This is a genomic window from Bacillus sp. AFS031507, from assembly GCF_002584635.1.
Classification (GTDB): Bacteria; Bacillota; Bacilli; order Bacillales; family Cytobacillaceae; genus Neobacillus.
The window spans coordinates 1-18630 of record NZ_NUOW01000060.1; the positions used below are offsets into that span (position 1 = coordinate 1).

The 18630-nt window shown below is 40.2% G+C and carries 16 protein-coding genes, 1 tRNA gene and 2 pseudogenes; 11 read left to right on the forward strand and 8 right to left on the reverse strand.

The window, feature by feature from the left end; translation table 11 throughout:
• Nucleotides 1-69 precede the first annotated feature (69 nt).
• Both COE25_RS28395 and COE25_RS28400 read left to right on the forward strand, forming a co-directional pair.
• Nucleotides 70-144 (forward strand) — tRNA-Glu (locus COE25_RS28395).
• A 278-nt stretch (nt 145-422) separates the two neighbouring features.
• Nucleotides 423-685 (forward strand): annotated as a pseudogene (locus COE25_RS28400) (family 4 glycosyl hydrolase); the annotation flags it as partial.
• A 201-nt stretch (nt 686-886) separates the two neighbouring features.
• On the opposite strand, the gene COE25_RS28405 reads toward COE25_RS28400, so the two are convergent.
• The 4 genes from COE25_RS28405 to COE25_RS28420 all read right to left on the reverse strand — a co-directional run bounded on the left by COE25_RS28405 (nt 887) and on the right by COE25_RS28420 (nt 4413).
• Nucleotides 887-1156: an excalibur calcium-binding domain-containing protein gene (locus tag COE25_RS28405; protein ID WP_088089985.1), complete on the reverse strand. Its 270-nt coding sequence runs from the start codon at nt 1154-1156 to the stop codon at nt 887-889.
• Nucleotides 1157-1623: 467 nt separating this feature from the next.
• Entirely contained in the window at nt 1624-1797 is a 174-nt protein-coding gene (locus COE25_RS31140) for a hypothetical protein (RefSeq protein ID WP_179195973.1), read from the reverse strand.
• A 321-nt stretch (nt 1798-2118) separates the two neighbouring features.
• Nucleotides 2119-2382, reverse strand: coding sequence for a hypothetical protein (locus COE25_RS28415; protein ID WP_088089984.1), 264 nt, complete (start codon nt 2380-2382; stop codon nt 2119-2121).
• A gap of 1119 nt (nt 2383-3501) precedes the next feature.
• Entirely contained in the window at nt 3502-4413 is a 912-nt protein-coding gene (locus COE25_RS28420; RefSeq protein ID WP_098935041.1) for a TauD/TfdA dioxygenase family protein, read from the reverse strand.
• 492 nt (nt 4414-4905) lie between these two features.
• Here COE25_RS28420 and COE25_RS28425 point away from each other — a divergent pair, with 492 nt between their 5' ends.
• The 4 genes from COE25_RS28425 to COE25_RS28440 are packed head-to-tail and all read left to right on the forward strand — an operon-like array spanning nt 4906 to nt 9029.
• Complete coding sequence (locus tag COE25_RS28425) at nt 4906-5949, forward strand: ABC transporter substrate-binding protein (protein WP_098935042.1); 1044 nt, start codon at nt 4906-4908, stop codon at nt 5947-5949.
• A gap of 12 nt (nt 5950-5961) precedes the next feature.
• Complete coding sequence (locus tag COE25_RS28430) at nt 5962-6789, forward strand: ABC transporter ATP-binding protein (RefSeq protein ID WP_098935043.1); 828 nt, start codon at nt 5962-5964, stop codon at nt 6787-6789.
• A gap of 34 nt (nt 6790-6823) precedes the next feature.
• Nucleotides 6824-7654: an ABC transporter permease gene (locus tag COE25_RS28435; protein ID WP_098935044.1), complete on the forward strand. Its 831-nt coding sequence runs from the start codon at nt 6824-6826 to the stop codon at nt 7652-7654.
• Nucleotides 7655-7673: 19 nt separating this feature from the next.
• Nucleotides 7674-9029 carry an LLM class flavin-dependent oxidoreductase gene (locus tag COE25_RS28440; RefSeq protein ID WP_098935045.1) on the forward strand — a complete coding sequence of 452 codons (1356 nt, stop codon included), beginning with the start codon at nt 7674-7676 and terminating at the stop codon, nt 9027-9029.
• Nucleotides 9030-9705: 676 nt separating this feature from the next.
• Here the strand turns inward: COE25_RS28440 and COE25_RS28445 are convergent.
• The 3 genes from COE25_RS28445 to garR all read right to left on the reverse strand — a co-directional run bounded on the left by COE25_RS28445 (nt 9706) and on the right by garR (nt 13425).
• Nucleotides 9706-11025: a gluconate:H+ symporter gene (locus COE25_RS28445; protein ID WP_098935046.1), complete on the reverse strand. Its 1320-nt coding sequence runs from the start codon at nt 11023-11025 to the stop codon at nt 9706-9708.
• A 66-nt stretch (nt 11026-11091) separates the two neighbouring features.
• Entirely contained in the window at nt 11092-12528 is a 1437-nt protein-coding gene (locus tag COE25_RS28450) for a four-carbon acid sugar kinase family protein (RefSeq protein ID WP_098935047.1), read from the reverse strand.
• 3 nt (nt 12529-12531) lie between these two features.
• Nucleotides 12532-13425 carry a 2-hydroxy-3-oxopropionate reductase gene (gene garR, locus COE25_RS28455; RefSeq protein ID WP_098935048.1) on the reverse strand — a complete coding sequence of 298 codons (894 nt, stop codon included), beginning with the start codon at nt 13423-13425 and terminating at the stop codon, nt 12532-12534.
• 219 nt (nt 13426-13644) lie between these two features.
• Between garR and COE25_RS28460 the strand changes: the two genes are divergently transcribed.
• The 5 genes from COE25_RS28460 (at nt 13645) to COE25_RS28480 (ending at nt 17487) form a co-directional block, all read left to right on the forward strand.
• A complete protein-coding gene (locus COE25_RS28460; protein ID WP_098935049.1) occupies nt 13645-14271 on the forward strand; it encodes a GntR family transcriptional regulator in 627 nt (208 codons plus the stop codon).
• A 570-nt stretch (nt 14272-14841) separates the two neighbouring features.
• A complete protein-coding gene (locus COE25_RS28465) occupies nt 14842-15246 on the forward strand; it encodes a hypothetical protein (RefSeq protein WP_098935050.1) in 405 nt (134 codons plus the stop codon).
• A gap of 1 nt (nt 15247) precedes the next feature.
• Nucleotides 15248-15919: a PspA/IM30 family protein gene (locus COE25_RS28470; RefSeq protein ID WP_180247648.1), complete on the forward strand. Its 672-nt coding sequence runs from the start codon at nt 15248-15250 to the stop codon at nt 15917-15919.
• A 79-nt stretch (nt 15920-15998) separates the two neighbouring features.
• Complete coding sequence (locus COE25_RS28475; protein WP_142354529.1) at nt 15999-16751, forward strand: M50 family metallopeptidase; 753 nt, start codon at nt 15999-16001, stop codon at nt 16749-16751.
• Nucleotides 16752-16827: 76 nt separating this feature from the next.
• Nucleotides 16828-17487, forward strand: coding sequence for a PspA/IM30 family protein (locus COE25_RS28480; RefSeq protein ID WP_098935053.1), 660 nt, complete (start codon nt 16828-16830; stop codon nt 17485-17487).
• 115 nt (nt 17488-17602) lie between these two features.
• Here the strand turns inward: COE25_RS28480 and manA are convergent.
• Nucleotides 17603-18561 (reverse strand): annotated as a pseudogene (gene manA, locus COE25_RS28485) (mannose-6-phosphate isomerase, class I).
• Nucleotides 18562-18630: the final 69 nt, after the last annotated feature.

Below are 18630 nucleotides of genomic sequence, written 5' to 3' on the forward strand. Positions count from 1 at the left end.
CGTCCCTGTGAGAGTAGGACATTGCCAGGCTAACCCTTTAGGGTTATTTTTTTTGTTCAAATTTAATATGGCCCCTTGGTCAAGTGGTTAAGACACCTCCCTTTCACGGAGGTAACACGGGTTCGAATCCCGTAGGGGTCACCATATTGGAGGATTAGCTCAGCTAGGAGAGTATCTGACTTTTAATCAGAGGGTCGAAGGTTCGAGTCCTACCTGCGGAGCCATTTTTTTTAGCGAAGATACGATTCGCTTGTTCCTTTTTAATCTTATCGACATTCATTTAATAACAGCCACCTTTAAGAGAGTAATTATTCTTTTTAAGGTGGTTTTTTTATAGTCAATTATCAATAACAACTTTTCTTCATCAATTCCATTGAGGTCATCTGTTGTTATAAGTCGATCCATTAATCCAATTTTGTAATGTTGAAGTTAGCTGTGTAATTACGAAGGATGGTCCGGATCCATTAACGATGGGAGAAATGCCAGTTCCAGTTCGAGGATTGATACAAATGATTAAATCTTTGAACAGATGGCAATTGAGGCTGCGGTAGAAGGAAGTCGTGAAAAAGCAATCGTTGCATTGACTATCAATCCGCTTGTTGCTAACGATAAAGTGGCTGTAGCTATTGTAGACGAAATGCTAGAGGCGCACAAAGCATATTTACCAAGGTTTTTTAAAAAATAGCAAATCTGATAGTCAGATATTTTATCTAATTTCTTGATAATAAAAAAAGTCGTATACCTATCAAGCAACCTAGTGAGTTGTAGTATGTGACTTACAAATCATTGAAGAGAATTATTACGAACCATTAAAGTGCACCCATCTCTCAGAAACAACCAAAAATAAAGGAGGACTGATCAGCCCTCCTTTTGATATTTATACCTATTATCGCTCACATGCAATAAAATCTTTATCCCGGTCACTTTTCTTATTAGCGTCATACAGCGCTTTTGAAACGTATGGCTTGTACTTAGTTTTCCCCCCTTTGTTTTTAACATTAGATGCTCTTGCCACTCCACCTTTGAAATCCTTATTCAAAGCAGTACAGTTTGGGTAAGTTTTAATCTTTACCTGTGCTTCCGCAGAATCAGTCAAACTGAAGGATAGCCCCACAACTAATCCCAAAGAAAGTAAAATAGTAAACAACTTTTTCATATTTTTCATACTCCCTATATTGAAATCTAATTTCCATAATAGGGTATTATTAGGTAAATTGCAATACAAATATGATGTGTTCTGGTACATTTGCACTAATTTTAATAACTTTCTAGATTATTTCCCCAAACTAAGTTCACTAGAGGAAAATAAGCAACTAGTCACAATAATGGATTTGGGCACGGACCCTGGTTCAGTAGCTAAACAAGGTCCCTTTTTAAAAGAGTCATTGTTGAAGACAGACCTCGACATTCTTTTTATACTTTTAAAGGGATAAAGTCAGGAAGGGAGCGTGCTGAGGCCACTATTAATTAAACGTTTGTGTAGTAGGGGAAAGGTGGTAAATAATAATGAAAAGGTGGTAAAAATCGTGGCTATTTCACAAATAATGCCTCGAAAAAAAACAAGAGGAAGTCAGTCAGCGTTCGCAGCACACCCTAACCTGGACTTCTCTTTTTAAATAGTAATTATTTCTCAATTGCATGATTAAACTTTTCCAATTGTTCCTGTAGGACTAAAATGTAATTCATCATTGCTACTCTCACTATTGAAGGGTAGTAACGACTGTTAAGTTCTTGCTCACATTCCTCTAAATCCATCTTCTTAACTGTAATAATTTTATTCAATTCTTCTGTGCTCATTGAAAATCACCCCTATTTATCGGAAAAAACATTATCAAGTTCTCCACTCTCCTAACCTATCTTTTATATGATCAGGATGGACAAATTTTTCATAGCTTATACAAAAGTTACCTCTGTTAAATTTTTTTCTCATAGATGAGGAAACTTAGACCGGGGCTGCTGAAAAAGTAATTACTTCAATAAAAAAACGTGTGTTTTACTCGTAAATAGTAAGAAAAAAGATACGGATCATCTACATATGGTAGATGATCCGTATCTTTTACACATAAAGAGGACTTATCACTGGTCCTGAACCGTCCCTGTGGAGCTTTCATTTTTATTTTAAGAAAATCCTCCCCCGAGTATAAGGGCCGCACCTAATATTAGGACTAAGAGTAAGGCTAAATAACCTATTATGCTAATAATCGTGATAATCCAACCGATGACCTTTCGATTTGTTTTTATTAGATAAATACCCAAAGCGATCAACCCAAAAATGAATCCGAGAATTCCCCAAAGGATGGGGCTTTTACCATGCTTACGAGAATCAATCACTAAATAAATCGTTAGGATTATATTTAAAACCAATCCAATAAAACCTTCCAAATTAAACTCCCCTTACTATGTTCAAATTGTATTCTTAAAATGAAATTATACCAGAAAATTCGAACGTTAGAGCAAAAGAAATTCCCTTTTATAAGGGAATTTGAAAACTCCCGGTAACAATATAAAAAACCATGCTGCTTTTCCAACATGGTTTCGATCATACAGTTCTAGCATTTCTCCTTTTTATTCTAAAATAGATACAACATATTGCCAAGTTTGTGCAAATAAAGCTAACTTTTAGGCGGATGTGGGTGCCTGGAGGGGGAAAATTAGTACAATGAGTAACTTATCAGCGAACTATTGAAGGATATCAGCGCACTGGACCATTTTATCAGCGGAAAACCGACTTTTATCAGCGGAAATGCCACTTTTATCAGCGAAACTAGCATCTTATAAGTCAATGAATCTCCGAAGCTGTGAAATAAGAACCCATAATTGTGTTGTATTAATCTTAGTTAGAGGTAATTTCCATTTATTATCCAGTAAATGTCGTGAATTTTGGAAAATATGTAGTAAGAGTCAAAAAATATGTAATAAGAGCATGAAAATATGTAGTAAGGAGCAATAATTACGTAAAAAGGTCTGAAGTTTGAGAGGATTAGTCATGGTGGAGCTCGTTAAAATGATATTTTATGTAAAATTCCACTTTAATAGTGAGCGTTTATGATTTATAAAATGACTTGCCCCTTTAATGGGCGAATTTTTGAGTTTAAGGAGCGAATCTTCGAGATTTATGGGCGAATTTTGGGCTTCAATGGGCGAATTTAGTGTTTTTATGAGCGAATTTAGAAGTAATAGGATTCGGTGCCTGTCAGAGCGACCGAGTCTAGGTCGTAACATATAGTGGGTGGGATACCCGTCGAGTAAGAGCTAGCCACTGAACTTCGGGTGCCTGACACCACCCGATATTCCGCAAGTTCTGTCAAAAAACAAATAGGCATCAGTAGCGGCCTTCCTATATTTGGTTGAAAGTGAATAAGCCTAAATTCTCCCTATTTTAAAAGGAGAATTTAGGCTTTTAATTTTCTGAGGGGTTTACCGTGGAAATTCCATTTTCCCAAGCTGTCCCATTTTGGGATCATGATTACCTTTACTTTATCTTCAAAGGATAGAAGAAACTTATTTATTCTTTCTAATTTTTGTTTTTGTGGCACTGCGGCGACCATCTAAACTAATAGGCACGTCTCCATCAATGGTTATTCTTCGGACCACTCTTTGTGCATGGCCGTAGTCATTCACTGCGTAATGCTGGGTGGCGCGGTTATCCCAAATGACCACATCTCCCGCTCTCCATTTCCATCGTACCGTATTTTCGAGTTGTGTTACATGTCCTTGTAAGATGGAGAATAAATGAGCCGAATCGGTGGAAGAAAGCCCGGTAAAATTTTTAACAAAATGACCGAGTAGAAGATGGCGCTCTCCGGTTTCAGGATGTACATGGACAACTGGGTGTTCGGTTTCATATAGGGTAGAAGTAAAGATTTCGTCATGGCGTTTGATCGCTTCATCCGAAACATTATGATGTTTTGCTGCATAATCATAAGCGTTGGTATGGACTGCCCATAATTGATTCGCCAGATTTTGTAATTCTGTTGGAAGATTTTCATAGGCCGTAGCCGTGTTTGCCCAAACGGTATCACCTCCTGCCTCTGGTATCTCCACTCCACGTAAAATGGAGAATTTTGGGTAAGCTGCTTCAAATGTTACATCTGTATGCCATGAATTGGCTCGGCCGCCATGTTCGGAATGAAGTTCTAATATATAGTTTGTGCCATCTTTTGCTGGTACAGTTGGATGAACAACTGGATTACCAAGTAGTTGTGCAAAGGCTTCTTGTCCTTGATCGTCCAGATGATTTTGATCACGGAAGAAAACAACCTTATACTTTAACAGCGCTTCACGGATAGATTTAACTGTAGTGGAGTCTAGTTCTCCGGAAAGTTTCACACCTGATAATTTTGCTCCAATACGTCCAGCCACGGGTCTTACTACAATTCCTGCTTCATTTTGAACTTCTTTGACATTACTCATTTTTATTTCCTCCTTGTTTTTAGCCGTAAAAGCCAGCTATAATAATGGACCGATAAGACGAAAGAAAGCCAGAGCATAATAGCTCTGGCTTCCAGGTGACTGGTCAGCAATTCAATTGCTTGTAAATTTAATTTATATAATTCATATCGGCTTAATGTGATTTTAATTTTCTGGAAAACATCTGTCAATAACTAATTTTGATTTTTTAGTTTTTTAAAAAAATTAACTTTATTTTAAATTTTTCGTTGACGACTGAAAATTGAATTGGTAATATAAGTGAAAACCAAGTAACCCAATAGGAAATCCAGAATTTAATTAACCGGTCAACCGGAGACTTTTCTTTTTAAAGAAATGTCTCCGGTTTTTTTTATCGAGAAAAAGGCATGCCTGTAGAAAGGTGAACGTTTGATCAGACTTTTTTTCTCGTGGCTGGTAATGGATTTTTCGATTGGATCGGTTGGTTTTAATTTTAAGAGAAGGTAGGGGCCCGTTATGAAGATTTGGAGAACCAAGGCACTTTTATTTTTAATTGTATTATCAGTTGTTATTTCGGCTGGATGCCAGGAGAAAAAGACAGGAGCTATAGAAACAAAAGGAAATGGCGCGTATGAAACGCTGAAACTCAGGTATGAAGGATCGGTGGGTTCGGTCACTTATCCAGAGTTAGCAGAGGATTTAGGCTATCTTGGTCCGATTAAACTTGAATGGATCGGAAATCAAACAAGCGGGCCTGCCTCTATTCAAAACGCAGCTACCGGTCAAACCGACTTTGGCGGTGCATTTAACGGGGCCATTGCCAAATTGATAGCGAGCGGAGCACCTATAAAATCGGTCATTGGTTATTACGGCAGTGATAAGGATACATATACCGGCTATTATGTATTGAATGACAGTTCGATAAAAAATGCGCGCGATTTAATTGGAAAGAAGGTTGGCATGAACACAATGGGAGCTCATGCTGAATTCGTTTTAAAAGAATATTTAAAACAAAATGGACTCACAGATGAAGAAATTAAGAAAGTGACTTTAGTTGTTCTGCCACCGGTAAGTACAGAGCAAGCACTGCGACAAAAACAAATTGATGTCTCTGTTTTGACTGGGATGTTAGGGGATCTGGCTGTGAAAAATGGGGGGATCAGAAAGCTTTTTAGTGATTATGATTTGTTGGGTCCTTTTACAGCAGGCGGCTATGTCTTTACCGAAAAATTCATTAAACAAAATCCACATACGGTGAAAAAGTTTGTTGAGGCTACAGCAAAAGCCATTGAATGGGCACAGACCCATTCGCGAGAAGAAGTGATAGCCCGTTATGAATCCATTATTAAGAAACGGGGGCGCAAGGAAGATACAAACACGGTGCAATATTGGAAAAGTACAGGTATTGCGGAGAAAGGTGGAGTTATTCAGGGTAAGGAATTTAAAATTTGGGTCGATTGGCTAAAGAAAAATGGTGAGTTCAAAGATGGCCAAGTGAAACTAAGTAATTTGTATACCAATGAATTTAATCCTTATAAGGGTGAAATTGAAAAAAAGTAAAGAGGTGAGAGGATGACGGCAAAAATTCAGTTTGAACATGTCAGTAAGGTTTTTAAAGTAAGGGATTTAAATCAAGGAAAGGGAGCGCTTAAAGAATTTACAGCCATTAAAAATGTTCATTTTTCGGTGAATAGTGGAGAGTTTCTTTCATTAGTAGGCCCATCAGGATGCGGAAAATCAACTTTGCTTGATCTTTTAGGCGGGTTGACGAAACCAACCTCCGGACGGATATTATTGGATGGAAAACCGATAGAGGGACCCGGTTTAGATCGGGGAATTGTCTTTCAGCAGTATGCGCTATTGCCTTGGAAGACAGCTAAAGGAAATATTGAATTTGGCTTAGAATCAAAAGGTGTTCCTAAAAAGGAGTGGGCTGAAATTTCTCGTTACTTTTTGTCACTGGTTGGATTATCGGGTTTCGAAGATCGTTATCCGCATGAACTTTCGGGTGGAATGAAGCAGCGTGTGGCTATTGCCCGAAGTTTGGCGTTTGACCCTGAAGTGTTGTTAATGGATGAACCGTTCGCTGCACTCGATGCGCAGACGCGTGAAACCTTGCAAACAGAATTACTTCGAATCTGGGAACATACGAAAAAAACCATTGTTTTCATTACACATGGGATTGATGAGGCGGTGTATCTTGGACAGCGTGTTGCCGTCATGACTTCCCGACCGGGAACGGTTAAACAAATTATTGATAATCCGCTTCATTCAACCAGTCACGAAGAAGATTTACGTTCGACAACAGCATTTGCAAATGCACGTCACCAAATTTGGGATTTGCTTCGAGAAGAAGTAGTCAAAGCGCAAAAAGTTGAGAATAAGGATCAATCAGCTTAACAAAGTTCAATTATTTTATAGAAGAGGTGAGGAAATGTCTGATTTTGGTAAATCGTTCACAGCGCCAATGCAAACATCCCATCGGATTCGTTTTTCTTTTCATTGGGTGCAAAGTCTTGTAAAACAATCTATTGTCATTTTGCTTTTACTAATCCTTTGGGAGATTGCTCCCCGAATGGGGTTAGTGGATCCCACATTCTTTCCGCCATTTACAAAAGTAGCAGAGAGTTGGTGGGGATTAGTGATTTCGGGTGATCTGTATGCCCACTTTCAGGCCAGTATTCTCCGTTCACTTTTCGGATTTGGGTTGGCGATCCTCGTTTCCATTCCTTTGGGGCTTATCATTGGGTGGTATCCACTGGCAAGTGAATTGTTAAATCCGGTGCTAGAGGTGTTTCGTAATACAGCTGCCTTAGCGTTATTACCTGTCTTTATTTTGCTGCTTGGGATTGGAGAAACATCTAAAGTTTCAATCGTCTTTTTTGCTTGTACGTTTCCGATTCTTTTAAATACGATCAATGCTGTTCGAAATGTAGATCCTTTACTCATTAAGGCCGCCAAATCCATGGCTCTTCCCTCCTACCGGCTATTTTATAAAATAATTTTGCCAGCTTCCATTCCGACTATTTTTACCGGAATACGTATGGCTGGATCATCATCCATTCTTGTGTTGATTGCTGCCGAAATGGTTGGAGCTAAGGAAGGTTTGGGATATCTTATTAATTATTCGCAACAGAACTTCCAAATTACGCAAATGTATGCAGGTATTATTACGATTTCATTGCTTGGTGTGGCCATAAATTATCTATTGGTATCCTTAGAAAGAAAATTTTCAAGCTGGAAAACAAATTCAAATCAACAATAAAGGAAAGAAGGAATGAAACATGACTCAAAATAATCGGGAAATGAAATTAGGAGCATTTTTTATGATTCCTGGACATCATGTCGCAGCTTGGCGTCATCCAAAAGCGGAATCCCATCAAACCATGAGTTTTGATTTTATCAAAAGACTAGCCCAAACAGCAGAGCGTGGAAAGTTTGATATGGTTTTTCTTGCAGATAACTATGCAGTGAGAGGGAAAAATCAAACGGTACTGGGCCAAACTGTGAATACGTTATTTGAACCCTTTACCCTGTTATCCGCCCTTTCTGCTGTGACAAATCATATCGGATTTGTAGGAACGGTATCTACTACTTTTAATGAGCCATATAATGTTGCCCGCAGGTTCGCCTCTCTTGATCATTTGAGCGGCGGTCGTGCAGGGTGGAATGTTGTCACATCAAGCACTGACGTAGAAGCTCAAAATTTTAATTTAGAACAGCAGCTCCTTCATGAAAAACGGTATGAACGGGCTGAAGAGTTTGTCGATGTGGTCACGAAGTTGTGGGATAGTTGGGAGGATGATGCGTTAATTATTGATAAAGAGTCAGCCCAATTTGCGGATTCATCCAAAATACACTCCATTAATCATAAAGGTGAATGGTTTTCCGTAGCTGGTCCATTAAATATCTCCCGCCCGGTGCAAGGGCATCCTGTTGTGATCCAGGCTGGTTCTTCTGAAGCAGGGAAGGAGCTTGCGGCGCGGACAGCCGAGGTTATATTCACTGCTTGGCAAACGATTGAAGAAGCTAGAACCTTTTATGCGGATGTAAAAGGAAGAATGGCGAAATACGGTCGCTCACCAGAGGACCTGAAGATTATGCCTGGAGTTTTCCCTGTTATTGGTAGTACAGAGGAAGAAGCGGAAGAAAATAAGGCGCTGCTTGAGGAACTTATACCGGAAGAAGCGGGGATCTCTCTTTTATCTGGCATGATAAGTGTTGATTTATCAGGATATCCGGTGGATGGGCCCCTTCCAGATTTGCCTGAATTGAATCAGATAAACGGGGGGAAAAGTCGTTTCCAATTATTAAAGGATCTTGCAGATCGTGAAGGATTGACGATTCGCAAACTGTATCAACGGATAGCCGGTGCCCGCGGACATCGGGAAATCAAGGGCACACCTGAGCAAATTGCGGATCATATGCAAGAATGGTTTGAAAATGGGGCAGCGGACGGCTTCAATGTCATGCCACCTTATTTACCTGGTGGTCTTGATGATTTCGTTGATCTCGTGATTCCCGTCCTTCAACAACGTGGATTGTTCCGAAAACAATATACAGGTAATACATTAAGGGAGAATCTGGGATTAAAGCGGCCGGTTAATACTCTTATTGAGCCAATAAAAGAAACCATATAACCATCTCCTAATTTCCATACGCCGTAGAATTCAAAAAGGTAGAAACCCTCTCTAAATCTAAGGGTTTCTGCTTTTTCTTTAGTTTTAATAGAACATAGTATTCGTATGATTTTTTTGATGCATCAATTTGTGCAAATAAAGCTAACTTTTAGGCGGATGAGGGAGTTTGGAGGGGGAAAATTAGCATAATGAGTAGCTTATCAGCGAATGATTGAAGGATATCAGCGAACTGGACCATTTTATCAGCGGAAATGCCACTTTTATCAGCGAAACTAGCATCATATCAGTCAATGAATCTCCGAAGCTGCGAAGTTAGAACCTAATAATGTGTGGTATTAATCTGAAGTTTGAGAGGATTACCAATTATTATCCAGAAAATGTCGTAAGTTTTGGAAAATATGTTGTAAGAGTCGGATTATATGTAATTAGAGCCATAAAATATGTAGTAAGGAGCAATAATTACGTAATAAGTATCTGAAGTTTGAGAGGATTTCCAATTAATATCCAGCAAATGTAGTAAGTTTTAGAAAATATGTAGTAAGAGTCAAAAAATATGTAATAATAGCCTGAAAATATGTAGTAAGGACCAATAATTATGTAATAAGAATCTTGAATATAAAAAAACCACCCTTTTGCCTGCTACGGCGCGGGGGTGGTCTTTTGATTTTGCTTCTCCCTATAGGAACATATTGATAATTAGCACACCAGCAAGTCCGACGAGGGATGCAATCGTTACCATTACTGACCAGGTGCGAATGGTTTTACCGATGCTTAGGTTGAAGTATTCTTTATAAATCCAGAAACCGGCATCGTTTACGTGAGAGAAGGTCATACTTCCTGCACCGGTTGCTAGTACCATTAGTTCTGGGCTAACATGTGCAGAGGCAACGAGTGGTGCGGCAATACCGGCGGCTGTTAATCCGGCAACGGTTGCTGAACCTAGGACTACCCGTAATATCGCAGCGATTAACCAGGCGAGGATTAATGGCGACATGGTGGAACCTTCCATCAGATGGGCAACGTATTTATCAACATGACTGTCGATGAGTACTTGTTTGAATGCACCGCCAGCCCCAATGATTAAAAGAATCATCGCGATGCTGCTGATTGATTCTGTGATCGAGTTCATGATTTCTGGCATTTTTTTACCTCGATTTAAACCAAAGGTAAACGTTGCGACAATGACAGCGATTAATAGGGCAATACCAGGATTACCTAAAAATTTAGCTGTTTGAATAAGTGATGATTCAGGCATCGTGATTTCAACGATGGCTTGGAAAGCAATCAGAATGACGGGGATAAGGGCCGTAAATACACTAATCCCAAAACCAGGCATTTCTTCTTCTGTAAAGTGCTTAGGATTAAAAAGTCCTTTTGGAATTTTTACTTCCAATTCTTCTTTTTTAAACGTTTTTGTATATAATGGTCCACTGATAATGATTGCTGGAATACCGATAAGAATTCCATATAATAATGTTTTACCTATATTGGCATTGTAAACACCGGCAACGGCTGTTGGTCCAGGGTGTGGCGGAACAAAGCCATGCATGGTAATCAAAGCCGCAATAACTGGCATCCCAATATAAAGAATTGGTACACCTGCTGTTGCCGCGATTGTGAAGACTAACGGAATTAACACAACCACACCCGTTTCAAAGAATAGCGCAATCCCAACAATGAAGGCTGTTAGAACGGCCGCAAGCTGTACTCGTTTTTTTCCAAAAGCGTTAACCAATGTGGTGGAGATTCGTTGTGCACCACCAGAATCGGCCATTAGTTTACCAAGCATACCCCCAAAACCAATAACCAGTACGAGATTGCCAAGGGTTCCGCCCAAACCGGATGTGACGGATGTTATCGCTTCGATTGGCGTCATTCCTTCCATAACCCCTACAAGTAATCCAACAATAACCAATGATATGAAGGCGTTTACCTTGAAGACGACCATTAATAATAGCAATAGGGCAACCCCTATACAAATATAAACGATTGGCATGTTTCTCCCTCTTTCCCCTTTGAAAGTGTGGAATGCCAGAAAGGCATTCCAATCGATCAGTTAAATTTACTTCGTGCTTAAAATCTCTACCACTGCTTTTAAATCACTTTGTGTTCCAACATTGCCTGGAAAAATAACATAGGACATGCCTGGATACTTACTTTCATCCCCAGTTCTCCAGACAGGAATTCCCGGTCTAATTTGTCCAGCAACGGTTGCTCTTCTTACCCTTAGTCCTTTTGTCCCTACATCACTGGAGGTAATTCCACCTTTTGCGACAAGGAAATTCGGTTTCACCTGTAATCTCGTTACAATGCTTGTTACCGCATCCGAAATCGTCACGGACATTTTTAACTCTTCTTCTTTTTTATTCTCGCCAAGATCGAGCCGTTGTCTACTTGTATAAACGGCAACGGTTTTACCGGAACGGATCAGTGCTTCGGTGGTTTCTACCACGCGGTCGCATTCCGCTTTGAATTGCTCTGGTTGTAAAACTAAATGACTATTAAACTCGATAAATTCAATGGTGGTTAATTCCTTTAATTTTTCGAGCTGTTCCGTTGTCTTTTTCACATGGGAACCGATAATAACTAATCCGCCATTCCCTGTTTCTTCTATTATTAATTCTTCTCTCGTTAGCAGAGCTTTATCACTGACTCCGCCAATGACCTTTGGAAGGGCGGCCGCACTTCTAAAAAGGAAGTTCTTTCCGGCGTTGATTGCTTGTACTAAGGCAGCCGTGAATACTTTAACATCGACTTCGTCGATTGCATTCACTACTACTTTATTAAAATCGTTTACCTGAAGAAGCTGTTCCGTGATGGCGCCAATCTCCATTGCCCGTAATTGTTCGAGTGAGATATATAATGTATTTTTAGCAAGAAATAAACCGTTCGACTTTTCTTCAATCCATTCTCCTAAATGTGAACTGGAATAGCCAAATGTCCGGTCTTTTGCAAATTCGGTTTCGCCTGCAGGCACAAGCTCTTGACCATTTTGAACATAGTGGATGTTGTTAATGGTCAATCGACCGCCTTCTTTGAAAAATGGCAGGATGACCTCACCATCTATTTTCAACTCAGAACTTGATTCGAGTGTATCCTTTAAAACGGTCGTTTCTAGTGGATAGTGTCCTCTAAGTGTGGAATCTCCACGGCTAATAATGAGGAATTCTCGATTTAATTTAGAAGCTACGGTTAAGATGTTAGCGGCGATCTCGCGATGAGCCACTTCGGTTTCTTCCGCTGTAAAGCCTCGGGAATTTGTCAAAATGAAAAACATGGACTGCTCTTCGTTAAAGCCCTGCTCAATACTTTCCTCAGACCAATCCGTGAAAACGGAGATATCATGGACGGTTTGGACACCTGTTGGATCATCATCGAGGACGATGATTTTTTTGTTTAAGCTTTTTAGTGCTTCGGTAACTAATTGATTGACTGCCTGACGGTCCACCTCAGGAACGGTTTCTAGGTACGCTGCGGATATTCTGTTGGTTTCAGTCATCGTTTACGCCTTCTTTACTTCAACATTGGCAAGCTTTTCATAATAACGGACAATGCTGCCATGATCGTCTTTTATTTTTCCATCGATCTTTAATGCATGAAAAATTTCTAGCAATTGACTTGATAATGGAAGTGGAACGCCAATTTCATGGGCAGTGTCCATTACATTCGTAATATCTTTCATGTTGATGGCAATACTTCCGCCAGCCACGAAGTTTCTGTCTAAAATCAATGGTACCTTGGCATCCAGAACAGCACTACCGGCAAGTCCGCCGCGGATTGCTTGGTACATTTTTTCAATATCAATACCTGCTTTCGCTGCTAGAACAAGTGCCTCGGACATCGCCGCTATGTTAAGGTTTACAATAATTTGATTGGCAAGCTTTGCGGTCACGCCACAGCCATGATCACCAACTAAGATCACGTCTTTCCCCATCCCATAGAGGACCGGCAGAACGCTTTCAAAAACATCCTCTTTCCCGCCAGCCATAATGGCTAATGTACCATCAATTGCTTTTGGTTCGCCGCCGCTGACTGGCGCATCTAGCATGCCAACGCCTTTTTTCGCTGCCGCTGCTGCTAGTTCCCGTGAGACTTCAGGTGTAATTGAACTCATATCGATAATGACCGAACCTGCTTTGGCCCCTGCCAAGATTCCATTTTCACTTAAAACAACTTCTTCAACATGTTTTGAGGCAGGTAACATTGTGATAATGACATCACTGTTTTCTGCTACTTCTTTCGCAGAATGAGCCGCCACTGCTCCAGCTTCAACCACCTGATGGACGGCTTCTTGATTTAGATCATTAACCGTAAGTGAAAATCCCGCTTTGATTAGGTTTAATGCCATTGGTTTCCCCATAATTCCTAGACCTATAAAACCAACTTTTTGTGCCATGATAAATTCCTCCTCATTCTATTTAAAATCTTTTAAGTTAAGCGATTCATTCAACTGCAATCGCTTTCAGATATCGTTTACAAAATTATTGTACACGAATTTATAAATTTTGTATACAAATAATTATTTTTCGTATACAAAAATAGCGAAACGGATGTCTACTGTATTTTTTTGACAAGAATTTTGGTAAAATAAATGTAGGTTTGAAGAGATATAGAGGTGAACAGTGTGTTAGAAAGTAATCGTTCTCGTCCTGCTTCCCACCAATCCTATGAGATCCTTCGTGATAGGATCTTAAATGGAGAACTTCCTGGTGGTACCAAAATTGTCGAGGAAAAAATTGCTGCCGAATTAGGTGTCAGTAGAACACCCATCCGGGAATCGATTCGAAAGTTGGAGCATGAAGGGCTTATTGAGAATAAAAAAGTAGTGAAGCCGTCCGAAAAGGATTTGCGAAATATGTTTCAAGTACGAATGCTCCTTGAGGGCTATTCCGCTCAGTGTGCAGCGTCCTATTTAAAAGAAAATGAGCTTCAATCATTACATCAATGTGTGGAGATAGGGAAGACAGGAACAGTCGAGGAAATTATGGAAGCAAATGAGCGGTTTCATGAAATTATTGTCGGAGCCAGTAATAACCCGGTCATGATTGATATTATCGATCGGATGTCATCCATCATTTACCTTTTCCGTAAAACAGTCGTATTCTACAACCGCCCCCATTTAATCGACGAACACGAGCAAATATACCAAGCCATTAAAGCAAGAAATGGAGAAAAAGCAGAAATGCTAATGAAAACCCATCTACATGCGGATTTGGAATTTTGCTTGCATCTGTTAAGGTGATAAGGAAACAAGTGACACGATGCGCCTCGAACGTTCTCGATTTAGATCACTCAATTTTTAATCAAAAAGGCAGAAACCCTAAATATAAGGGTTTCTGCCTTTTTTGATTACCTTTGGTGCCTGACACCACACGAAATTTGACTATGGATACGTGTAGTAAGCAGGTCTGCCATCTGTGAAGGCCATATTACTATTAATTTTTGCCTGTTTTCGAAAATAACGTTGTTATTACTCATGAAGGAGCTCGTTAAAATGATATTTTGTGTAAAATTACACTTCGATAGTTGAGCATTTATGATTTATAAAACGACTTGTCTCTTTAATGGGCGAATTTTTGAGTTTTATGAGCGGGTCTTCGAGTTTTGTGGGCGAATTTTGGGCTTCAATGGGCGAATTTAGTGTTTTAATGAGCGAATTTAGGAGCAATAGCTTAATAGTAAGAAACTGAAACTTATTTTAGTAGATTTCCGGTCCTAAATAAAAAACTTACTTACTAGCTTCTCTTTTCACCAAGTTTTCACCATTCTCTATTAATATTCATTACATCAGATAACGAAAGGAGATAAAGAGATGAATACAAAATTGAAAAAGGGTATTTTCTGGGGTGTGATCATTGCCTCTACGGTACTAGTGATTAACGTACTCCACTTTCTACTAGGAGGGAACAGCGCTTATGCCAGAGGTCCTCATGGACATGGTCCCGGTGAAATGGGAGACCGTGGCGGATTTGGCGGGGGCCGTGAGATGATGAATGGCGCTCACCATGACGGAGGATTCCCTTGGCTCTTCCTTATTATTGGACTAGCTGCTCTAGTACTATTCGTAAGATGGCTCAGAAAGAAGTCGAAAGCTTCTTCGATGCAACAGTTTATTAACACTTCTGTGGTAGGCTCGCATATCCCGGTAACTAACCAGAATGCTAGCGTTTTAGATCAATGGGAAAAAAATTTAGTAACTAAAAAGGAGAATGAATAACATGGGTATTTTTAAAAGATTAAAAACAATTACAATGGCGGAAATTAACGGGCTTTTAGACGGTATCGAAGATCCAATTGCGATGTTAAATGAGTATTCTAGGGAAATGGAACAGGAAATTGTCAAAGGTCAAAAAGCTCTAGCTAGGCAAATTTTTGTAGAGAAGAAACAAGCGGCACTCATTTCGGAAACGAAAGCGTTAGTGGACAAGCGTGCTCGTCAGGCCAAACTGGCGATTGAACAAGGGGACGAGGCCATGGCCAAATTGGCTGTGCAAGAAAAACTCAACCATGATCGCCAGCTACAACTTTATGAGGAGCAATACGAGTCGATTAAGGGACAAACCCAAATCCTCATCGAAAAATTGGACGAGCTGAAGGAAACGTACAACCAAATGCAGCAAAAGAAAATCTTGTTAGCTTCACGTGCGAATGTGGCTCAGTCGATGAAACAAATTCAGAAAGCGACGGTTTCCTTCCATACTGATGATATTGCGAGAGGAGTGGCCCGTGCCGAAGAGCGGATCTTAATGATGGAAGCAGAAGTTCAGGCAGGCAATCAATTTGCGACTCCATTAGCTCAGTTTGAAGCAGCAAACAGCACCTTTGTGAGCGATGAAGAGCTCAATAAGGAAATTGAAAAGTTGAAGTATGAAAAAGTGGCGGTCTTATAATTCAAGTTTGAGAAGCACCACCGTTTTGGTCTGGTGCTTCTCATTCTATCTAGCGTAGAGAGGAGGGTTTAGATTGAATATGACAACGCTGATTCTTATTTACCTGGGTGTAGCGTTGGTGGGGAGCGGGCTTCCTATTATCAGGGTTTATTTAGCCCATTTCCACAACTTGGTCCATCTCGTGATCAGTGCTTGCTTGGAAGGTGGTAAAATCCATCTGCATCGAGATGGTTCAGGCCAGACAACCGGGACTCATACTTCCCCCTTTAAAAAAGCGCTAATTTCGTATGCAGGATACACGGGTGCTTTGGTGGCAGCAATTGGATTGTTTTATTTAGTATCGAGAGGTCACCATCATTTGGTTATTTATCTGTATTTAGGGCTTAGTGTTCTTGCCTTATTGTTGTGGATTCGCAACCCATTTGGCGTGATCTGGGGACTTTCCATTGCTGTCCTATTGGCTTTGCCCGTCTATTTCCGCTATGAAACGGTTTTACCTGTGAATGTTAACTTCGAAATGGTGCTCGTTCATATGAGTATATTCCTAGCCTCGGTTCTATTTGTTCAATCTATTATTGGTGCGGTTCAGGTGTGTAAACAAGCGTTTATGTCGAGAAGCAACCCGAAGAGAAAGGCGGCGCTGGTTCAAACGAAATTAGTTCCAGCCGTTGTTTTGGGAATTATCCTGTTTGGTCAGACCGTATTAGCTGGGAGCTTTTTTGCACTAAATTTTATAAGTCTGCCTTTTAGTTTTGATATGGAATTGCCTAATCAGCTACTCGCTGCCACAAATGAGATCTGGTCGGCAATCGGTGGAACTTTTAAGCAATAAATGATAAGTCAGCCCCAAGATAACAAACAGTGACCATGGAGTAAAGGAGAATAAATAAAATGGGTATTTTTAAAAGATTAAAGACAATTGCAGTGCAGATATTAATGGATTATTAGATGGAATTGAAGATCCGATTGCGATGCTAAATGAGTATTCTAGGGAAATGGAACAGGAAATTGCAAAAGGTCAGAAAGCATTAGCAAGACAAATTTTTGTAGAGAAAAAACAAGCAGCACTTATCACGGAAACCAAATCATTGGTGGACAAGCGTACCCGCCAGGCAAAACTAGCGATTGAACAAGGTGATGTACAAATCGCAAAGTTGGCGGTGCAAGAAAAGCTCAGCCAAGAAAAAACGTTACAACTATATGTGGACCAATTTGCGTCGATTAAGGGACAAACTCAAATCCTCATTGAAAAATTGGACCAGCTAAAAGAAACGTATAACCAAATGCAGCAGAAGAAAATCTTGTTAGCGTCACGGGCGAATGTGGCTCAGTCGATGAAACAAATTCAGAAAGCAACGGTTTCCTTTAATACCGATGATATTGCCAGAGGAGTGGCCCGTGCAGAAGAGGGAATTCTAATGATAAAAGCTGAAGTACAGGCAGGAAATCAGATTGCGGCACCGTTAGCTCAGTTTGATGCGGCATACAATAACTATGTAAGCGATGAAGAGCTCAATAAGGAACTTGAAAAGTTAAGGAATGAAAAAGAAAAAGTGGCAGCATTTTAATTTAAGGGAGAGGAGCACCACCATCTAGGTTGGTGCTCCTCTTTCTATGTCATATTTTTAGGAAAATTCATCAACAAGGGAACCGTCCCTCTGCATGACCTGTACCAAATCGGAGTCAAACATGCGAAACAATAAATTCAGCTTGACCTTCCAACCAATACTCACCAATCCTATGAGGCAGTAGAAGATGGCTGCCCTTCTCTACTTGAAAAGACTTACCAGCAATGGTGATCGCTGCTTTCCCCTCAATCACGCTCACTTGTAAAAAGTCTTGTGTTAATTTATGAGATGCTTTTCGTTCAAATTCCAACGATATACGGAGAAGTACTGCTCCTCTACAAGTTTCTTTTCAACCAAATCACCAATCACCATTTTAGTTTGTACTACGATAGCATCCTGATGGGGAACCGTCGTTACTTGTTTGGCCCGCTCTAAGTGTAATTCACGTTTATTACCAGCAGAATCCCTTCGCTCATAATCATAGACACGATACGTGATATCCGAGCTTTGTTGTGTTTCGAGAATGACAATTCCTTTTCCGATGGCATGAATCGTACCACTAGGAACATAGACAAAATCACCTGCCGTTACTTTCACGCGTCTTAAAAGCTTGTCCCATTCACCTTCATCAACCATTTGCTCTAGTTCTTCATGTGAACGGGCATGATGGCCTAGTACAAGCTCCGCATCTTTTTCCGCGCTCAACACATACCAGCATTCCGTTTTTCCATAGGGTACACCTTCTACTTCACGGGCAAACTGGTCATTTGGATGTACTTGAACAGACAAATCATCAGCCGCATCGAGAATTTTCACAAGTAATGGATACTCTTCCTGATTTTCAGGTTGTTTATTGAAAAGCTCACCATGCTCGTTCCAGGCATCGGCTAAAGTTTTCCCTGCAAGTGGACCATTTGCAATCATACTTGGCCCATGAGAATGAGCAGAGATCACCCATGCTTCTCCTGTTTGCTCATACGGAATATCATAATGAAATTCTGTTTTTAATTTTTGTCCGCCCCAAATTCTTTCTTGAAAAACCGATTGTAAAAAGATTGGTTCATTTTTGTACATAATGTCCTCCTCTATAGCGTGGGGGACGATTCTTATGCTTCGGAAGCAAGAGAAGAACGAAATCGCTAA